This window comes from Endozoicomonas gorgoniicola (genome assembly GCF_025562715.2).
Classification (GTDB): domain Bacteria; phylum Pseudomonadota; class Gammaproteobacteria; order Pseudomonadales; family Endozoicomonadaceae; genus Endozoicomonas_A; species Endozoicomonas_A gorgoniicola.
Genome location: NZ_JAPFCC010000001.1, coordinates 4,813,574 through 4,830,867, shown reverse-complemented (window position 1 = coordinate 4,830,867; position 17,294 = coordinate 4,813,574). Strand labels below are relative to the sequence as shown.

Genomic DNA, 17,294 nt, shown 5'->3' with positions numbered 1-17,294 from the left:
AAGGTTCGGGGCATTTCCCACCTGAAAAGCGTTGATCGAAACACTGGCGCAAACCCGCTTCTTTAGAGGCGGGTCTAGCCAGCGCAAGGCGCTAGCCTTGCTGTGACGATCGTTTAGAAGTCTTAACGAATTTTCTGAAAGTGGCACTCCATTTGCGGGCAGGTTTCTGAAAAGATCTCACGAAGTTGATCGGTCATTTCCCTCGTGAATACGTTCCGGCGATACTTTGCTGAAAACCATGCAGGCAAAACCCTCGTCATCCCCGCGAAGGCGGGGATCCACTACCGTGGTACTCTCTCCTTTACAAGAGCCGCCTACGCGGGAATGACGGTTGTATGGATATAAACGCTTGTCAGCACTAGCATAAAAGGCATTCAACATAACAGGCACTGCAATGCTTCAGGGCATCCGATTAAAAGCCAATCCAACAGACCAGCAAAAGCTTTTTGCCCCAATGTCCGTAATGCGACCCGGAAGTTCATTGCGCAGGGTGACGTGCCCGGGTTGAACGATTGCACCCATTACCTGAACCGTGGGTTGAAAGACAACCGCTTTTGCTCTGCCTGTTTTTACCGTTTCAGAGTATTCAGGAAGGCTTTCGGCAAAGGCAATGGCTGAGCGGATCTCAAGTATTTTGTACCCGGCAAGACTACCGATCAGCAAAGCACATAGTAAAAGGGTCAGTATCCAGCGACCTGATTTCATGGGGATGCCTCTTTTTGGAAGTGACTAAATGATGTCATTTCAAAAATATTAACTACCCTTTTGTCTCTGGCTCATTTTCGCTGCTCCGGTTACTTGAACGTTTTAGCCGCAGTGATTGTATGACAATGTAACAAGGTAGGTGCATTTTTAAACAGGCTGTCAAAAACCTGAATGACAATGCATCAGAATTTTACCTGGTACTCAGGTTATTTAATGTTCGGGAACCATCTTGAAGAAGCTCTTTTCTTTGTCGTGTCTACTTTACTTTGTATTATTTTACGGCAACTTTGTACAGCATGTTAATGCAGAGTACCCGAAGGCAACTGGAGTAACTGGACTACAAAGCCACTTATTCTTTACGGCTCAAAAAAATAACAAAATGATTTGGGAAGAAAGTAAAGTTAACCTCAGAGAGAAGAGTATTACAAGACAATGGACTAATATAGGGTGGTTATTGATTGGAGTACTTCTGAACACAGTCCCGTATCAGCGGAATGACAAAAAGTATACTAATTTTGAAAAGACATACCCCGTCCTCCCTACTCCACAGGTGGCTTATGAAAACGATGAGCCAGAACAACCTGATAATCATAAAAATCACTTGCATCTGCTGCCTGCAAATACTCCGGAAGAGAATATACTAGACAGAGTGCTCTACGAACTATCCGCGATAGCTTCGATGTTAACGGGTAATGCTGAGTCAGTAACGGAAAACAATTTGAGGCGCATCCGTAATGACAGGGTCACAATATTTGAAGCAAATCTGGAAGATATATTCCAATACATCCCAAAATCTAAAAAAAGCCCGATCCCTCCTGAGGTTATCAGCAGGCTGCTTGACATAATTCATGATTATAGTGCTTACGAATCTTTCAGTCGGTTATCAGAAAGCCAGCATCTAAATGTGAGAGAAGTGAACGGGGGCGAAGTTGTTACTGCCGATTATTTAAGGAACCTGATTACAGCTATTACAGAAGTTCAGACGTCATTAAAGATAGCTAAAAATGACTTAAGACATGTGCTGTTGAATCGTCATGATATACTAGTCTCAAATTTAGAAACTGCATTGTTATCTTATTACAGTCACAACATTAAAAAATACCCTGCAAGAGAACACCCAACAAACAAAAAAAATAAATCCGGCACTCAGACCCGAAAGCCTGTCTCCCAAAACACAGCCTGTCAGCTCCAAAGGCAAGAAAATAAGGGCATGGTAAAAAAGCACATAAAAAAAAGAGGGGACGAAGACGAAAATGAAGACAGAGATGAAGACGGAGATAAAAAAAATCAAGCTAATGCTGTAACAACTCAACCTGTATGCTCAAAATGCAATAAGGAACTAACAGTTAAAAATACATGCTTATTCAGAACAGAATCTGTTGAAAAGCTTTGCACACAATGTTTTAAGAGCGTTTTTAAACTGCATGTTATCAATGCTGTACTAGACGAATACGCTAGGCATGCCAGTGAAGAAACATTTCAAAGCAGTGCCATACAGTCAGCACTGATAGGGTCATCAGCGTTTTCAGTGCTATTTAGCCCTGAAAGCCTGGGAAATAGTAAAGACCTGGATTTTATGTTTAAAGACTCGAAGAGTGCCGAAGAGTTCCTATTAAAAATATCTCAGATTATCCAGCACATTATTTACAAGCAAAGTGTAACCGACACTTTGATTACGTCATCATATTCTCCAATCGGGAAAAAAAGTAATGAATTTGATAAAACACCAAAAATAGGACATACAGGCATTTTTTTTGATGATAATCCATTTTTGACGATAGACATTTCTGTTGTGCCGGAATGGAATAAACTTGACTTCACGGGTCTTACAAATATCAAATCAATACCAATGACCAAACATGGGACAACACTGCCGTACTCATTACAAACTTTATCTCCCAACGGACATATATTATTAGATATTGAATGCCTGAAAATGGAACTATGCGAGTTAAAGAAAGAATATAATATAAAGGGGATAATATATACATGCAATACGCTTTGCGCTATAACCAAACATATTTCTTTAATAGAAAGCCTTAACTGTTTTGACAGTAATGACAGTTATTCGCAGCAGCTTATCAATCACATGCAGCAACTTAGATTACTTGTAATTGTTCAGTTAAAAAAGTACAAAGAAAAGTTATTAAATGATCATTATGTCAAAACAGGTATAGAGCCCTCTTATCTCAATAAAAAAACCGTGCAGAAAAAATCACTTTATAGCGAGATGCTGAATGAAAAAAGTAATAACTGCGCCCTTCTGAAGTTAACTAACTTATTCCATATGCATCAAATCCCTGCTGATGGTAACTGCTTTTATGAGTCTCTGGCTTATCTTTTTAATGTAAGGCCTTATAAAGGAAAATTTTTATCTGCTTACAAAAAGCTGGTTAAAAGTGATTATGCTCAAGATGAAAAAGTTACTGGAAAAATGGTAAGAGAGTTAATCCATCAGTGGATTGTAAAGTCAATGAATAATGATCCAAAAGCTCCACACTCTTATGATCCTGGCATTGAAGGGCTTGTCAGTGCTCCCGAAGGTATGAGTGCAAGAGAGGTATTGGAATACAGGCTAATCGTTGACGAAGCGGAAAACTTTGGTGACATTCCTCATTATGGATGGAGCCCTCTGGCAATGATTGTAAGTTTAGCTATTGGTGTAGATGTCATCATGCTGATGCCTGACGCAGACAATACTGTAATCAATGCTGCTAGTTATTCCAGAATTGATGCGAAAACACTTTATCCAGAACTAATAGATGAGCTAGATGATGCCGGAATTAATGCTCTATATTCGTAACTGCTCATATTCCATTGGCAAGAACCGTTTCCTGATAGCCTGATGCCTTCAGGATGAGATGCCCCAGCTGCGGAATCAGATTGGTTCCAGTCAGCCTGTCCCTGAGATAGTTGGCAAAGGACACCCCGTGTTGTTTACAGGTCTTTTTCAAACTGGCAAAGGTGTCGCGGCATTTCCTCCCAAGTTTACTCCGGGTACCACCGCTAACCTTTCGCCGTTTCACATACTCTCTGATCTGCCTCTCGCTCAGGTTGTTGTGCAGTGGCAGCCACGGATACTCAAGAACCAATAACAGCTCTTCCCTGACAACCATCAGTTTGCCCAACTCAGCCTGCAAGGCAGGGTAGTCAACCCGCTGTGTTACCCAACGATCAAACTCCTGGTAGAGCTTCTGTTTCTCCTTGTCCGTTGGTTTTTTCTGGTAGGCCTCAATGTCGTCGTAGAGGCACCAGTACTGATCCTGCACGGTGTCACGGGCGGCTCGTTCCAGGTCATTGGCCGGTATCAGCTTGTCCATGTTTCTTCCCGCATGGTACCAACACAGCGAATGCTGAAAGGCTGTATCAAACTGCCGGGCTCCATCGCTATGGATAATCAGGTTCTCAAGGCGATGATTGAGCATCAATGCGGCCTTTAAAACACCCTCTGTCGCCCAGCGCCTTTGTTGCGGGGCAGCACAACCAATGCTGTTAAGGAAGCTCTCCCACTCTTCTTCTGTTGAGAAACGCTTCTCGCCGCATTCGGATAGCGCAGTGATCCACTTCTTCGACACATCAACCTGATTCTCCATGTAGTCAATGGCAACGTCGTTGAGAAGATAAAGCCGCTGCTGCCCTTGCAGACAGCCCAGGAAATTAATCCTGCTCTTACTGTCGCTGCTATGGAAGTAGGAAAAATAAGGGTTGCCGATAAACAGGCAGTAGCCGTTTTTTCCTTGGTGGCGAGCACCTGTGTCGTCGGCCTGGAGATAATCAGAGCAAGTCAGCCCTGCTTCCAGCAATTCTTCTTTTTCCTGGTGGAAAATATCATGGCCTTTCGTCAGGATGTTGCTCAGGGAACCTTCTGATATTGAGCATCCATGGTCGTGCAGCCAAGATAGCAGTAGTGGCTGTGTCGTACTGCATGAATGATAAAAATCCAGCAGATGGGCTTTCAGGTTGTCGCCAAAACGGTCTTTCACATGATCAGGTAGCGGGGCTGACACCCCGCCTTCCGGAGTTGTGTAATACTCACGCCTGTAGCGAGTAGTGACAAAACGCAAGTCCAGCTCAGTATGGAAAAAGTCGATATAGCACTTGAAGCGCCAGTTCTCACCGGGAGCAGCGATTGAACAGATTTCCTCTCGGTCAACAGTCATTGGTGGTGCAGCGGTTTCACCGGCTTCTTGTGATCGTGGTCGTTTACTTTTCGGCGGACGATCAGTGTCACTTTTCCCGGCAGCCTGATCAGTGTCTTCCGCAGAAGAGCTGTCTTCCTGATCATCGCCCTTGTCCGAGACATTAGGCCTGATTTTAGGCTTGCCCTTGTGCTTCTTCAGGTGGCGAATTTCTGCTCGAAGCTGTTCGTTCTCTTCGACCAGCTGTTCGATCTGAACGCGCTGCCTTTCAATTTGCACAGATTGCTTCTCGACCGTGTCGAGAAGGTTTTTGACGAATGAACGCAACTGTTCATTGTCTGTACTGGAGAATAGTGAGTCAGGCAGGTGCATACGGTGAAATATACGAAAGATCAGGATAACTTTCTTTGACCTGTAGAGGTTGATTTGCCAGTCAATTTTGAGCAGTTACGAAATTTTTTATAACCAGCTTTAACAAGTTCAGAGGAGATTTCAATTCCCAAAGTCTGTGGATCTATACCCAGTGTCTTCAGATAGCGACTGGCTGCCGTTATATCTTCTCCAGAACCACACCCGAGACTCACCAGCAAAGGAGGTTTATCAGGCGTTAAGCGGGACTCTTCAAAGTGATGCTTCAGGGCAGAAAACAACAGTTTAGGAACAAGCTCTCTGAGCCTGGGATAAAACTGTTTCCCAATATCAAGGTAATTTGATTCATCTCTGGCAATTTCATAAGACTCTGACAATTCCCTCAATGCCTGGCGTATTTCATCTTTACTTTTCGAGGCTGAATCAGGGGTAATTTTCAGGCTTTCAGCGAGCTTTTTTAGCAGATCGTCTGATTTTAATAGCGTTTTGTGTATTTGCTCATAATTATGAACATTATTAAGGCTTCCACCATAGAGTTGAAACTTGTGACTCATACTTTTCCACCAGTAGCGGTTTTCTTCAGAGAAATAAAACAACTTTTCTTTTCCGCTGGAAAACGTAAGTAGAATATGAGTTTTTAACGACTCCGAACGTCTATCTGCATCTGTAACCTGAAAAAAATCAGCAGAATGCTCAATTACCTGAATGCGGGTAACGTTGTTATAGACTGGATGCAGAAGCTGTACAGTGTCTGGTATATCCAACGTGTGGATAGTAACCGCCGCATTCCGGGGGATGTTTTGCTCGCTTGCCATGGCACCATGTAGATCAGCAATCTGAGTCGTCAGCTCTTCAAGAATATTGTTCCAGTCCTCACTCTCTACTCCAAAAGGAGACGGCAACCTGGCAAAGCTGCAGGTTGAGATAATCAGAAGGAGGAGGACGATAATTTTTCTTCTAAAACTCTGTGTATTTGAATTCACAGACACAAGGCCACCTAAGTTTCAGTGGTTATATTTCCTGCCTGATCAAAAGTATCCCTCTATCCAAGGCAGCCCAAAACAGCCCGCTATAACGGTCAGAAACGATAGTAAAACCCTGCCGTGAGAACCACTCCCGCCCAGGAAAACTGCACGCCGACGTTTTTGTATTCAACATCCAGTAATGCCTGAAAGAGAGGAAACAACCGGGTGTTACCCAGTTTCAGGTAACGCTTGTAGCCATACATGATGCCAGCGCGATACCCAGCCTCAACTTCGACTTCGCCGTATTTTTGTTGATACAGGGTACGCTGCCAGCCACCCGACCAGACGCGATCACCGTGGGTATTGATAAAGGTTCCACCGTAATACCCTTTGTAGACTGCACCAATCAACCTGTTATTGCTTTCCTGATCGTCCCCGGATTCCAAATGCAGTGTCCACATACCAAGAAGAAGCTGATCTCTGAATGGGCGCCCCCAGAGCTGCTTTAGCCAGCCTTTTTCTTCATCAAAACTGCTGTAAGGCAATGACAAGTCCAGAGAAGTTTGTGAGTCCGCTGGCTTTTCTGACAGGTCGGGAAACTCAGAGACAACACTTTCAGTCTCCTGCGTTTCCTCCGATAAAACACTTTCTGACACAGCAAAATTTGACGCAAACAAAAGAGCAGCCAAAACGGCAACCACTATTGTTTTTCTCAATCGGGTTAGATAGCTCATAGTCTGCCTGATACAGCCAAAGCAGCTGATATGACTCCGGGAAATTTAGAAAATTTTTTTTGGAATCATATTGTATAGATCAACGTTTAGGGTTGTGCAAAAAACCAACAATGCAGATAAGAAAAAACTTAAGCTGCATTGTGTGAGTATGCAGAAACGGCAGATGTTATTTGTTAACGCCTTAGTACTTCTTTTCCAGCAGGGCTCATCAGGGAATCAATCATCTGACAGTAGGGTTGAAAGGTTTCAACCCCATAATATGGCAGTTGCAGTGTTTCATAATAGCCATCATGGCTCTCGGGGTGTGATTCAACTGCCTCACAGTTATCTTCAAAACAAACTGTGCCGTTCAGCCGGGGCGTTGTGAAAGGTGGGGTAGAGTTACCATCTGCCCAGACCTGATTCAATCCACTAACCGCAGGCTTCAGATTCAAGCAGGCCGTAAGTCCGCTTAACTCATCCGGATGCTCGTCCATGCGTACACCGGCATAAGCCGCAGTACGCTGAAACATATTAAACACTCCTTCGGCTGCTGTTTCATTTTTTTCCCTGGTGAATGGATTAAAATAATCAAGAGCCTCTGCCAGTTCATGATCCTGAATATATTGGCTCCAGGAGAAAGCTGGTTTTTTGGCGGTGCCATCTCCATGAATTATCAACAAGAGCGCATCAATTCTCTCGTATTCTCGGATATTCAGTTTCTTATCTTCATCGTTTCTCGCAATGTAACCTGTGGCGGCACCGTATAAAAGCAAAAGGCGGGAGATACTGGCTTCAGTCTGGTATTTTTCAAGAATAAGAGCTTCAGCTAACAAATCTCCATTACTATTACCATGACCGTCCGGAAGCCGGGTATTGGGGTTGGCACCGTTAGCCAGACTGGCTGCTGTTTCAAATATATCCTGCGCCATAACGGCTTTTTTTAACCGGATATTCTTCTGGTGCTGAGACGAAGTTTCATCATCAATATAAGAAGATAACTCTGACCTTTTATAAAACTGGAGAAGAAGTGCCATATCACGGGTCATTTTATGCCTTCCCATCCGCTGAATAATTTCATGATCAGGGTTGGCACCGAACTCAATCAATACTTTAGCATTTTCCAAATGACCTTTTTTAACCGCCTCAACCAGAGGATTTGCAAAGTTATCGCCAAAATAATAATGATCGTTCCGCAGGTCACCTACATGAGTTCTAATGCCGCACTTTAGCAACATTCTGGTTATCACCGGATTTTTGCTCGCCAATAAGACAGGAGGAAACACGTCATCATTAGGTTTTACGTTGATAGTATCCAAAATCAATTTAACCAGTTCAACATTACTTTCATCTACAGCACCTCTTATATCTTCGACAAGCAGACTGGGTCTTGATTTAATCACCTCCGTCGCTGAAGGTAACGTTTCCCAAAACCAATCATCAGTTCCAAACACTTTATTCCATAAAGTGTTTTTTTGATCCAGCATAGATAAAAACTTTTCACTGGGAAGCACGCCAATACAAGCTATTTGCATCTTCATGGATACAGGTTCCTTAAAATAGGGTTCTCCTTGTTTACATGACTTTAAGGTTTCTTCCAGATCATTTCTCTTTTGAATAAATTCAGAACAGCTATAGCCAGCATTGTCTTCCGCAATATGCTCATAAGCTTTATTTTCACAAAAAAATGATATGGCCTTGAAAATACGTTCAAAATATGAGGGTCTTTTTTTTAGATTTATTGCTTCGATACCGTATTTATTTTTGGCTAATGGATCGGCTCCAGCTTTAATCAAAGAATCCATAAATTCAACTTTTTTCCCACCATCTTTAATCATTGCATGTAGCAGAGTATCACCAATATTGTCTCTAATATTTACATCGGCTCCTTTTTCTATCAAGGATTGAAAGACCAGCTTATTATTATTTTCAACAGAATAATATATAGGTGATCTTTCAAATGGCAGTCCCTTATTCTTGTCGTACTTTTCGTAGGAAGTGTTACATCCATCAGGGAATGCTCCTTTATCAAGAAGCCATAGAACAACGTTGGTTTTATTCTCAAAGGCAGCATAATCTAACAGGGAAAAATACTCAGAATAATCTTTCTCGATAATCACATTAACACCAAGATTACCAATATTCGGTATATTACCCTTATCGATATCTTCAAAGGCCGCATGATAACGCTTTAATTCTTCACCCTGATTCACCGGGGGGCATAACGCTTCTTTTGTCTTCTCATGGACTGCCAGAGCATTTTGAAACAAAAGTAACAATAGAAAAAAAGTAATGGCTTTTACGCGCTTTATTATTAAATAATTCAACTCTGCTTACTCCACACTGAGGTTGATTTTTCCAGCAATTTACGATGAACCGTTGCCAGTAGAATTTATGGCCTGTAAGCATAAGCTAAGTTCACAATGTTTTAAGATTTAGTCTTCTCCAATAAGAAAAAACTTAAGCTGCATTGTGTGGGTATGCAGAAACGGCAGGTGTTGTTTGTTAACGCCTTAGTACTTCTTTTCCAGCAGGGCTCATCAGGGAATCAATCATCTGACAGTAGGGTTGAAAGGTTTCAACCCCATAATATGGCAGTTGCAGTGTTTCATAATAGTCATAATGGCTCTCGGGGTGAGATTCAACTGCCTCACAGTCATCTTCAAAGCAGACTGTGCCGTTCAGCCGGGGCGTTGTGAAAGGTGGGGTAGAGTTACCATCTGCCCAGACCTGATTCAATCCACTAACCGCAGGCTTCAGATTCAAGCAGGCCGTAAGTCCGCTTAACTCATCCGGATGCTTGTCCATGCGTACACCGGCATAAGCCGCAGTACGCTGAAACATATTAAACACTCTTTCAGCTGCTGTTTCATTTTTTTCCCTGGTGAATGGATTAAAATAATCAAGAGCCACTGCCAGTTCATGATCCTGAATATATTGGCTCCAGGAGAAAGCTGGTTTTTTGGCGGTGCCATCTCCATGAATTATCCACAAGAGCGCATCAATTCTCTCGTATTCTCGGATATTCAGTTTCTTATCTTCATCGTTTCTCGAAATGTAACCTGTGGCGGCACCGTATAAAAGCAAAAGGCGGGAGATACTGGCTTCAGTCTGGTATTGTTCAAGAACAAGAGCTTCAGCTAACAAATCTCCATTACTATTACCATGACCGTCCGGAAGCCGGGTATTGGGGTTGGCACCGTTAGCCAGACTGGCTGCTGTTTCAAATATATCCTGCGCCATAACGGCTTTTTTTAACCGGATATTCTTCTGGTGCTGAGACGAAGTTTCATCATCAATATAAGAAGATAACTCTGACCTTTTATAAAACTGGAGAAGAAGTGCCATATCACGGGTCATTTTATGCCTTCCCATCTGCTGAATAAGTTCATGATCAGGGTTGGCACCAAATTCGATCAGTACTTTTGCATTTTCCAAATGACCTTTTTTTACCGCATCAACCAGAGGATTTGGAAAGTTATAGTCAGTAAAAGGAGAATAATCAGTATTCAACCTGTCACCTAAATTAGTTCTAATGCCCCACTTTAGCAACATTCTGGTTATCACCGGATTTTTGCTCGCCAATAAGACAGGAGGAAACATGTCATCATTAGGTTTTACGTTGATAGTATCCAAAATCAATTTAACCAGTTCAACATTACTTTCATCTACAGCACCTCTTATATCTTCGACAAGCAGACTGGATCTTGATTTAATCACCTCCGTCGCTGAAGGTAACGTTTCCCAAAACCAATCATCAGTTCCAAACACTTTATTCCATAAAGTGTTTTTTTGTTTGCCCAGCGAAGCGGGCAAACCCGTCAGGCTGAAAGAAGCCTGAGCCGCCCCGACTGAGGGGAAGGCAATCTGAATGGCAAGGGCGTAACTGGCCAACGGTTGGGTCTGAAGGAAGCCATAGGAAGTCAGAGGTACACAGCGCAAGCGAACCTGATTCGGCAGGTTGGGAGCGGCAAGCGTGCGAAATAGCGCAAAGCCCGATACTCAGTCAGTCCCAACTCTGTGCTTGAGGGTGGCATTTCTGACAGGGAACCGTTTAGTAACTGGGGAAGCCTGGCATCAATCTCTGAATCTCAGGGGCTGTTATCGCAAGAGGAAACTCAAGGGTAACAGTGGTGTGAGGTGGCAGATGATCCTGTAGTAGTGATGAAATTCCGGCCTGTGAAGGCGGGTAACCGTTCGGAGGGCAAAACCGGAATGACTACAGCCAGAGTGACTGTAGGGCATGTGTCGTCAAAAGCGGCAGATGTTGCGAAGGGGTGAAGCATTCTTAAAGAACAGTCAGACCGCAGGAATGACACTGTGAGCGCACAAGCTGCCTGACGAGGCAGGACATCTTCGGCTGGTGAGGTTGGGAACAATCCTGCTAAAAGAAAGAGCCGCGCTCGGGAGTAAAGGACAGGTAGCAGGTAGATTGCCTTGAGCCAGAACGCCTGTGAATGTCCATGAAGAATCCGGCCACAGTAGAAGGATGGCGCAATCTGTCTGTCGTGAGACAGTAACTGATGAGAGTATATTATAGCCTGTATGGGCGCTTGCTGACGATGGAAGCGCTTTACAACGGATTCAAAAAGGTATGGAAAGCGAAAGGTGCGGCCGGAATAGATGGGCAGAGCCTGAGCGACTACGCCTCGAATCTGCGTGGTAATCTTGAACAGTTACTGCTTGAATTGCGGGAAAAGCGCTACAAACCGCTACCGGTAAAGCGTGTAGAAATCGACAAAGAAGACGGTGGAAAGCGTCTGCTGGGAATCCCCGCAGTAAAAGACCGAATCGTCCAACAAGCACTTCTAAATATCCTGACCCCGATCTTTGATCCGGACTTCCACCCGTCCAGCTATGGGTACAGACCGAATCGAAGCTGCCATCAAGCCATTACCAAGGCGACCCTGTTCATACGGAAGTACGACAGACGCTGGGTGGTGGACATGGACTTGTCCAAATGCTTTGACCGACTCGACCACGAGTTAATTAACACTGATAAACCCCCGGCTATGCCGGGGAGACTCTCATAGGTTTAACCGTAGCGACAGTAGCTAACCTTCAGTTTCCGACCAAGAAAATTGAAGGTAAAACCAATGAGAGACTACAAGAGTTTGGCTCATACGCGTTGGGATTGTAAGTACCATATTGTCTTTATCCCAAAGAGAAGACGAAAGGTAATCTATGGGAATTTGAGAAAGTTTCTCGGAGAAATATTTCATGAGCTTGCCAGAAGGAAAGGCTGCAAAATTCTCGAAGGGCATTTGATGTCTGATCATGTTCACATGTGCATCAGTATTCCACCCAAATATCCGGTATCTCATGTCGTTGGATATCTGAAAGGAAAGTGTGCAATAGAGATTGCGAAAAATTTCAAAGGCAAGCAGCGTAACTTTAACGGAGAGCATTTTTGGGCAAGAGGTTACTTTGTCTCAACAGTAGGACTTGATGAAGAAGTGGTTCGGGCATATATCCGAGATCAAGAAAAGAATGATGGAAATAGAGATCAGTATGATCTTGACTGGTAAGCGCCCTTGGGCGCAATAAAAGCCCTTAGAGGGCGTAATCTGATAAGCCTCCGGCTATGCCGGAGGTCAGTTAACTCTCAAGGCGTTCAGGCACAAAGTGGCAGATGGAAGCATCCTGAACCTGATCAGAATGTTCCTGAAAAGCGGGGTGATGGTTGGCTATCAACTGGAAGCCACGGAAACAGGCAGTCCACAGGGCGGAGTGATCAGTCCCTTAATCTCAAACGTCTATCTTGATGCGTTTGATCAGGAAATGATGCGACGCAAGCACAGGATTGTCCGCTATGCGGACGATATCCTGATTCTGTGTGGCTCCAAAGCAGCGGCAGAAAACGCTCTGAAAGTGGCGACCAAAGTACTGGAGCAAGACCTGAAACTGACGGTCAACCAGAATAAAACACACATAGCCCATAGCGGCGAGGGTGTGAAATTTCTGGGAGTTGAAATCCTGAGCAGCTATACGCGCATACAGGAAAAGAAGCTCAACGCACTGAAAGCAAAGGTAAAGCGAATCACGAAAAGGAATCGGGGAACGAACCTTGAAGGAGTAATCCGAGAACTGAACCCTGTGATACGAGGATTTGCTAATTACTTCAGGATAGCGAACTGTAGTCGTGAATTAAAACGGCTGACAGGATGGATGAGGCGCAGGCTGAGATGTTTACAACTGAAACAGTGGAAGAAACCAGCGAAGCTGCATCGTCGGCTGAAGCAACTGGGTTACAAGCCACCATTTAAGTACATCAAAATGCGTTCATGGAGAAATGCGTGCAGTCCCCTGTCGCATTTAGCCATGCCGAACAACTGGTTCAATGAGATAAAGTTGTTCAATTTGGAAGGCGTTAAAACGGGCGTTCTTGCCCCTTATTGTTAAGGGATAGAGAGTGCAGGAGCCGTGTACGAGGTCCGTACGCACGGTTCTGTGGGAAGGACGGGGCAATAGCCCCGCCTTACCTAATGATCCAGCATAGATAAAAACTTTTCACTGGGAAGCACGCCAATACAAGCTATTTGCATCTTCATGGATACAGGTTCCTTAAAATAGGGTTCTCCTTGTTTACATGACTTTAAGGTTTCTTCCAGATCATTTCTCTTTTGAATAAATTCAGAACAGCTATAGCCAACATTGTCTTCCGCAATATGCTCATAAGCTTTATTTTCACAAAAAAATGATATGGCCTTGAAAATACGTTCAAAATATGAGGGTCTTTTTTTTAGATTTATTGCTTCGATACCGTATTTATTTTTGGCTAATGGATCGGCTCCAGCTTTAATCAAAGAATCCATAAATTCAACTTTTTTCCCACCATCTTTAATCATTGCATGTAGCAGAGTATCACCAATAAGTAGTCATGCATACGAAATCATATATTCCTGACCGACCCCATCAAAAACTCGCTTTACCTCTTTCTCAAAGCCTCTGAAATTCACAATTGATAATATATCGATCCATTCATATTTAGCCTTATCCCATAGAATCTCAATCAGGTTGAGCTCGGGAGAGTATGTGGGGAGAAATAAAACAATCATTTTTTTCTCAAGAATCCAGTCATCAATTCTTGCTCGGAACGCTTTACTGGTGTGAATGCTGGCATTATCAATAATGACCACAGTGTAACGATCATCTCCTCCGTACTCTGGAGCTGTCATCTGATAGGCAAAATAGTCGAAAATATCAATGACTGTCTTGCTATCAACTGATCCAATTACAGGGTAATAAAACAGTTCACAGGAACGGTTCATAAACCCCAGAACATTGATTCTTTTACTTTTTACTGAAGGTATACGGAGCTGTTTGCCTTTCTCCTGCCAGCCATAAGGTACGCAAGGCTCCTGACTAAACCCTGACTCGTCAAAATAGAACAAATTAATTAGTGCCTGTCAGAAAACCTATGAAAATTGAGTCACTGACATTCATCAAACAGTAGAACTGCTCCGCAAGCATTATCAGAGTCTCGCTTATAGGGCACTTCTTGATCAAAGTGCTTGCAAAATAGCCAAAACTGCCATTTTACGAACGTGCAGAACCCTCATGCACCCATGATCAAATTTCGGACGGCAAAAGACTGCTGTCAGTAGGGCTAAAAATCCCGTTCTTGTAAAATCCTGCCCAAGCGCTTCAGGTTGCCACCCACAACCGCAAGGGCAACATAGCGCTTGAAGGCATCAATGCCCTTGTCCGGACATTTATCGAGGCCATTGGCTTCCAGAGCATTAATGTCAGACTCTACGGCGGAATGCTTTCTTTTTGCCCGGGTAAACTCAAGGTGGTGCTCTCGTTTTTTGTCTTCTGCGGAAAGCCTGCCTTTCTTCGGCAGAATGGTTCGTTCCAGAAAGCCATCAAGTTCCTCAAGGTTGGCGGGGCTCCAGAACCCTTTGTCATAACTGACCTGGCTCAGCATGGGAAAGCGTTGTTTTGCTCCTTTTGCGATAGGCACTGCAACCTGATCGTCTGTCTGCTTTTGCATCACATGGTGATTCAGCGTGAAGCCAAACTGGTCTTGCAGTACGCATACCCGCAACCCCAACTCTACAGGAACTCCGGCTTTACCCTTGCTGATCCATTCTGTGTGGGGTTCAAAAATCGAGAACACCTTGTCGCTGTGAGGAATCTGCTGATGCTCGATCACCCGACGATAAATCAGATTAATCTGGTGACGACTGTGGGCAATGTAGTATTTGAGATTCTCCAGCGCAGACTCATCGGGGGCGCTTTTTTCTACCAGGGCAGCTGTGCTTTCTGCCTTGCGGATAATGTCGAGACTGTACTTAATGTATTCAAGGTGTGCCGTTTCAATATCGTGCTGACGTGACCGCTGTTTAAACTCGCAGGCAGCAACGGAATGTTTCAGATTCCGCACCTTGTGATAGCGCTTTCGATGCTGTTTTTTCAGGTATTCCCGCTGACGCCACGCTGGTAACTGGTACTGGCCAGCCAGGGTGGACGCAAACTCAATAGCCTTACGACAGGCATCGTTTAACAGGCTGATGTCTGTGGGAAAATGAACATCGGTCTTGACTACAAACGAATCGGCACGGCCATATAGCGGCTCATCTTTTTTTTAACCAGTTGATGGCCTGCTGCCACGACAATCTGGTTTACCTGGTCCAGTATTTCGGGCGTGAACAGGCTGATATTATCCTGCAATGTCTGGATATGATAAGAGTGCGTGCAGTAAGGACCGTGCCCAAGCATTTTCCGTAGCGTGCCGTGTTCATTGGCCAGCTCCTGAAGACGGTCATAATCACAGTTAGTGACCAGCCGCAGGGTGCCAAACACCAGTATGTTCCAGAGATCCATACCGGGACGACCATTATTACTGCTGGCAGGAATCATACTTTCAAGAACTTGAAAGACCTGCTCTCTCAGATCAGGTGTAACCCATATGTGCTGCAAGCCCCGCAAAAGCCGGGGAATATCATCTCTGGACTTGGGGTTGAATGTGATGGCGGAGATATCAACCTCGCCCAACTGCATTTGTGGATTAATGGTTTGACGCATAAACTCGAAAACAGCCTGTCTGGGAAAATCTTCGAGTATTATATTTGGCCTCAGGCTGTGTTTTTCAAGGGCTTGAGGGTTTTCGGACAGGCACTAATTAAACCTTTATCTTCAGCTTCTTGAGCATCTTTCAATGCTGCCTTACTACGCTGAAACTGCTCCTCATCTCTTTTATGCTTGCATGATTTACGGAGTCTTTTGTAAACCATCCCCAGCTTTTTTATTATTCTACCTATTGTCGTCTTTGATGCGGATTTGCCTGTTTCCTCTTCGATTTTGGATTGGACATATGATATACGGCGGGGTTCCTTAGCCACCAGTTCTTTAATGCGCAGTTCTTCTTCAGAATTGTAAATAGGTTTCTTCCCTCCGTCGTGTGTTTTGTATAGCCCTCGAATACCATAATCCTCCCAGTCATCAAGCCAGCGTGATACCGTCTGGTACTGAACCTCAAAGATATCGGCAATTTGAGCCATAGGAAAGCCACGAGAGCTGAGCAGTACAGCGTGTGCTCTTTCTCTGACATAGGGTGTTGGGCCATGACTCCTGGCGATCTGCAGGGTTTCTCTAATGGCTCCATCTGTGATAGGTAAAACGGTTTTCATTTTCGTTGAAGCAGTAACGCAGGTGTTGTTGGTGATAGCTGGAGTATAATCACTACACTGAGCGCTGCCGGTAGAATTGGAATAACTATTTTTAGTAACCGGACGGTCAAAAATATTCGATAGCTAATTTATAACTACTTATTGTCTCTAATATTTACATCGGCTCCTTTTTCTATCAAGGATTGAAAGACCAGCTTATTATTATTTTCAACAGAATAATATATAGGTGATCTTTCAAATAGCAGTCCCTTATTCTTGTCGTACTTTTCGTAGGAAGTGTTACATCCATCAGGGAATGCTCCTTTATCAAGAAGCCATAGAACAACGTTGGTTTTATTCTCAAAGGCAGCATAATCTAACAGGGAAAAATACTCAGAATAATCTTTCTCGATAATCACATTAACATCAAGATCACCAATATCCGGTATATTACCCTTATCGATGTCTTCAAAGAGCGCATGATAACGCTTTAATTCTTCACCCTGATTCACCGGGGGGCATAACGCTTCTTTTTTCTCCACATGGACTGCCAGAGCATTTTGAAACAAAAGTAACAATAGAAAAAAAGTAATGGCTTTTACGCACTTTATTATTAAATAATTCAACTCTGCTTACTCCACACTGAGGTTGATTTTTCCAGCGATTTACGATGAACCGTTTCCAGTAAAATTTATGGCCTGTAAGCATAGGCTAAGTTCACAATGTTTTATTGATCAAACGCCGAAAAAAAAGGCCGCCCTCAGGCGACCTTCCAGCAGAATAAAAATA

At 43.8% G+C, this 17,294-nt stretch carries 16 protein-coding genes; 4 read left to right on the top strand and 12 right to left on the bottom strand.

The genetic code is table 11. The annotated features are described in order from the left end of the window. Positions 1-122: 122 nt before the first annotated feature. Positions 123-260 carry a transposase gene (locus NX722_RS28990; protein WP_407648025.1) on the bottom strand — a complete coding sequence of 46 codons (138 nt, stop codon included), beginning with the start codon at positions 258-260 and terminating at the stop codon, positions 123-125. A 139-nt stretch (positions 261-399) separates the two neighbouring features. Then, complete coding sequence (locus NX722_RS21625) at positions 400-705, bottom strand: hypothetical protein (RefSeq protein WP_262564954.1); 306 nt, start codon at positions 703-705, stop codon at positions 400-402. Positions 706-934: 229 nt separating this feature from the next. On the opposite strand from NX722_RS21625, the gene NX722_RS21620 reads away from it, so the two are divergent. Further along, a complete protein-coding gene (locus NX722_RS21620; RefSeq protein WP_262564953.1) occupies positions 935-3,508 on the top strand; it encodes a hypothetical protein in 2,574 nt (857 codons plus the stop codon). 4 nt (positions 3,509-3,512) lie between these two features. On the opposite strand, the gene NX722_RS21615 is transcribed toward NX722_RS21620, so the two are convergent. From NX722_RS21615 to NX722_RS21595, 5 genes are all read right to left on the bottom strand, one after another. After that, positions 3,513-5,216 carry an IS66 family transposase gene (locus NX722_RS21615; protein WP_262563696.1) on the bottom strand — a complete coding sequence of 568 codons (1,704 nt, stop codon included), beginning with the start codon at positions 5,214-5,216 and terminating at the stop codon, positions 3,513-3,515. A gap of 20 nt (positions 5,217-5,236) precedes the next feature. Next, on the bottom strand, positions 5,237-6,115 hold the full coding sequence (locus NX722_RS21610) for a hypothetical protein (protein WP_262564952.1): 879 nt from the start codon (positions 6,113-6,115) through the stop codon (positions 5,237-5,239). Positions 6,116-6,291: 176 nt separating this feature from the next. Then, positions 6,292-6,912: a hypothetical protein gene (locus NX722_RS21605; protein ID WP_262564951.1), complete on the bottom strand. Its 621-nt coding sequence runs from the start codon at positions 6,910-6,912 to the stop codon at positions 6,292-6,294. A 173-nt stretch (positions 6,913-7,085) separates the two neighbouring features. Beyond that, positions 7,086-9,218 carry an ankyrin repeat domain-containing protein gene (locus NX722_RS21600; RefSeq protein WP_262564950.1) on the bottom strand — a complete coding sequence of 711 codons (2,133 nt, stop codon included), beginning with the start codon at positions 9,216-9,218 and terminating at the stop codon, positions 7,086-7,088. Positions 9,219-9,396: 178 nt separating this feature from the next. Beyond that, a complete protein-coding gene (locus tag NX722_RS21595; protein WP_262564949.1) occupies positions 9,397-10,833 on the bottom strand; it encodes a hypothetical protein in 1,437 nt (478 codons plus the stop codon). Positions 10,834-11,414: 581 nt separating this feature from the next. Here NX722_RS21595 and NX722_RS21590 point away from each other — a divergent pair. The 3 genes from NX722_RS21590 to NX722_RS21580 all read left to right on the top strand — a co-directional run bounded on the left by NX722_RS21590 (position 11,415) and on the right by NX722_RS21580 (position 13,293). Further along, a complete protein-coding gene (locus NX722_RS21590; protein ID WP_262564948.1) occupies positions 11,415-11,924 on the top strand; it encodes a reverse transcriptase domain-containing protein in 510 nt (169 codons plus the stop codon). 63 nt (positions 11,925-11,987) lie between these two features. Further along, positions 11,988-12,419 (top strand): IS200/IS605 family transposase, encoded by a 432-nt coding sequence (gene tnpA, locus NX722_RS21585; protein WP_262563698.1) that lies wholly within the window; start codon positions 11,988-11,990, stop codon positions 12,417-12,419. A 97-nt stretch (positions 12,420-12,516) separates the two neighbouring features. Then, complete coding sequence (locus tag NX722_RS21580; protein ID WP_262564947.1) at positions 12,517-13,293, top strand: group II intron maturase-specific domain-containing protein; 777 nt, start codon at positions 12,517-12,519, stop codon at positions 13,291-13,293. 80 nt (positions 13,294-13,373) lie between these two features. Here the strand turns inward: NX722_RS21580 and NX722_RS21575 are convergent, their stop codons facing one another. From NX722_RS21575 to NX722_RS21555, 5 genes are all read right to left on the bottom strand, one after another. After that, entirely contained in the window at positions 13,374-13,739 is a 366-nt protein-coding gene (locus NX722_RS21575; RefSeq protein ID WP_262564946.1) for a hypothetical protein, read from the bottom strand. A gap of 30 nt (positions 13,740-13,769) precedes the next feature. Continuing rightward, positions 13,770-14,285 carry an IS630 family transposase gene (locus tag NX722_RS21570; protein WP_262564945.1) on the bottom strand — a complete coding sequence of 172 codons (516 nt, stop codon included), beginning with the start codon at positions 14,283-14,285 and terminating at the stop codon, positions 13,770-13,772. Positions 14,286-14,500: 215 nt separating this feature from the next. Continuing rightward, positions 14,501-15,921, bottom strand: a protein-coding gene (locus tag NX722_RS21565) for an ISNCY family transposase (protein WP_262563791.1) whose coding sequence is annotated in 2 segments (ribosomal slippage) — positions 14,501-15,477 and positions 15,477-15,921 — 1,422 coding nt in all. Because the reading frame shifts where the segments join, the coding sequence is not laid out codon by codon here. A gap of 50 nt (positions 15,922-15,971) precedes the next feature. Further along, complete coding sequence (locus NX722_RS21560) at positions 15,972-16,526, bottom strand: helix-turn-helix domain-containing protein (RefSeq protein WP_262564944.1); 555 nt, start codon at positions 16,524-16,526, stop codon at positions 15,972-15,974. A 134-nt stretch (positions 16,527-16,660) separates the two neighbouring features. Continuing rightward, positions 16,661-17,131 (bottom strand): ankyrin repeat domain-containing protein, encoded by a 471-nt coding sequence (locus tag NX722_RS21555; protein ID WP_262564943.1) that lies wholly within the window; start codon positions 17,129-17,131, stop codon positions 16,661-16,663. Between the last annotated feature and the right edge of the window lie 163 nt (positions 17,132-17,294).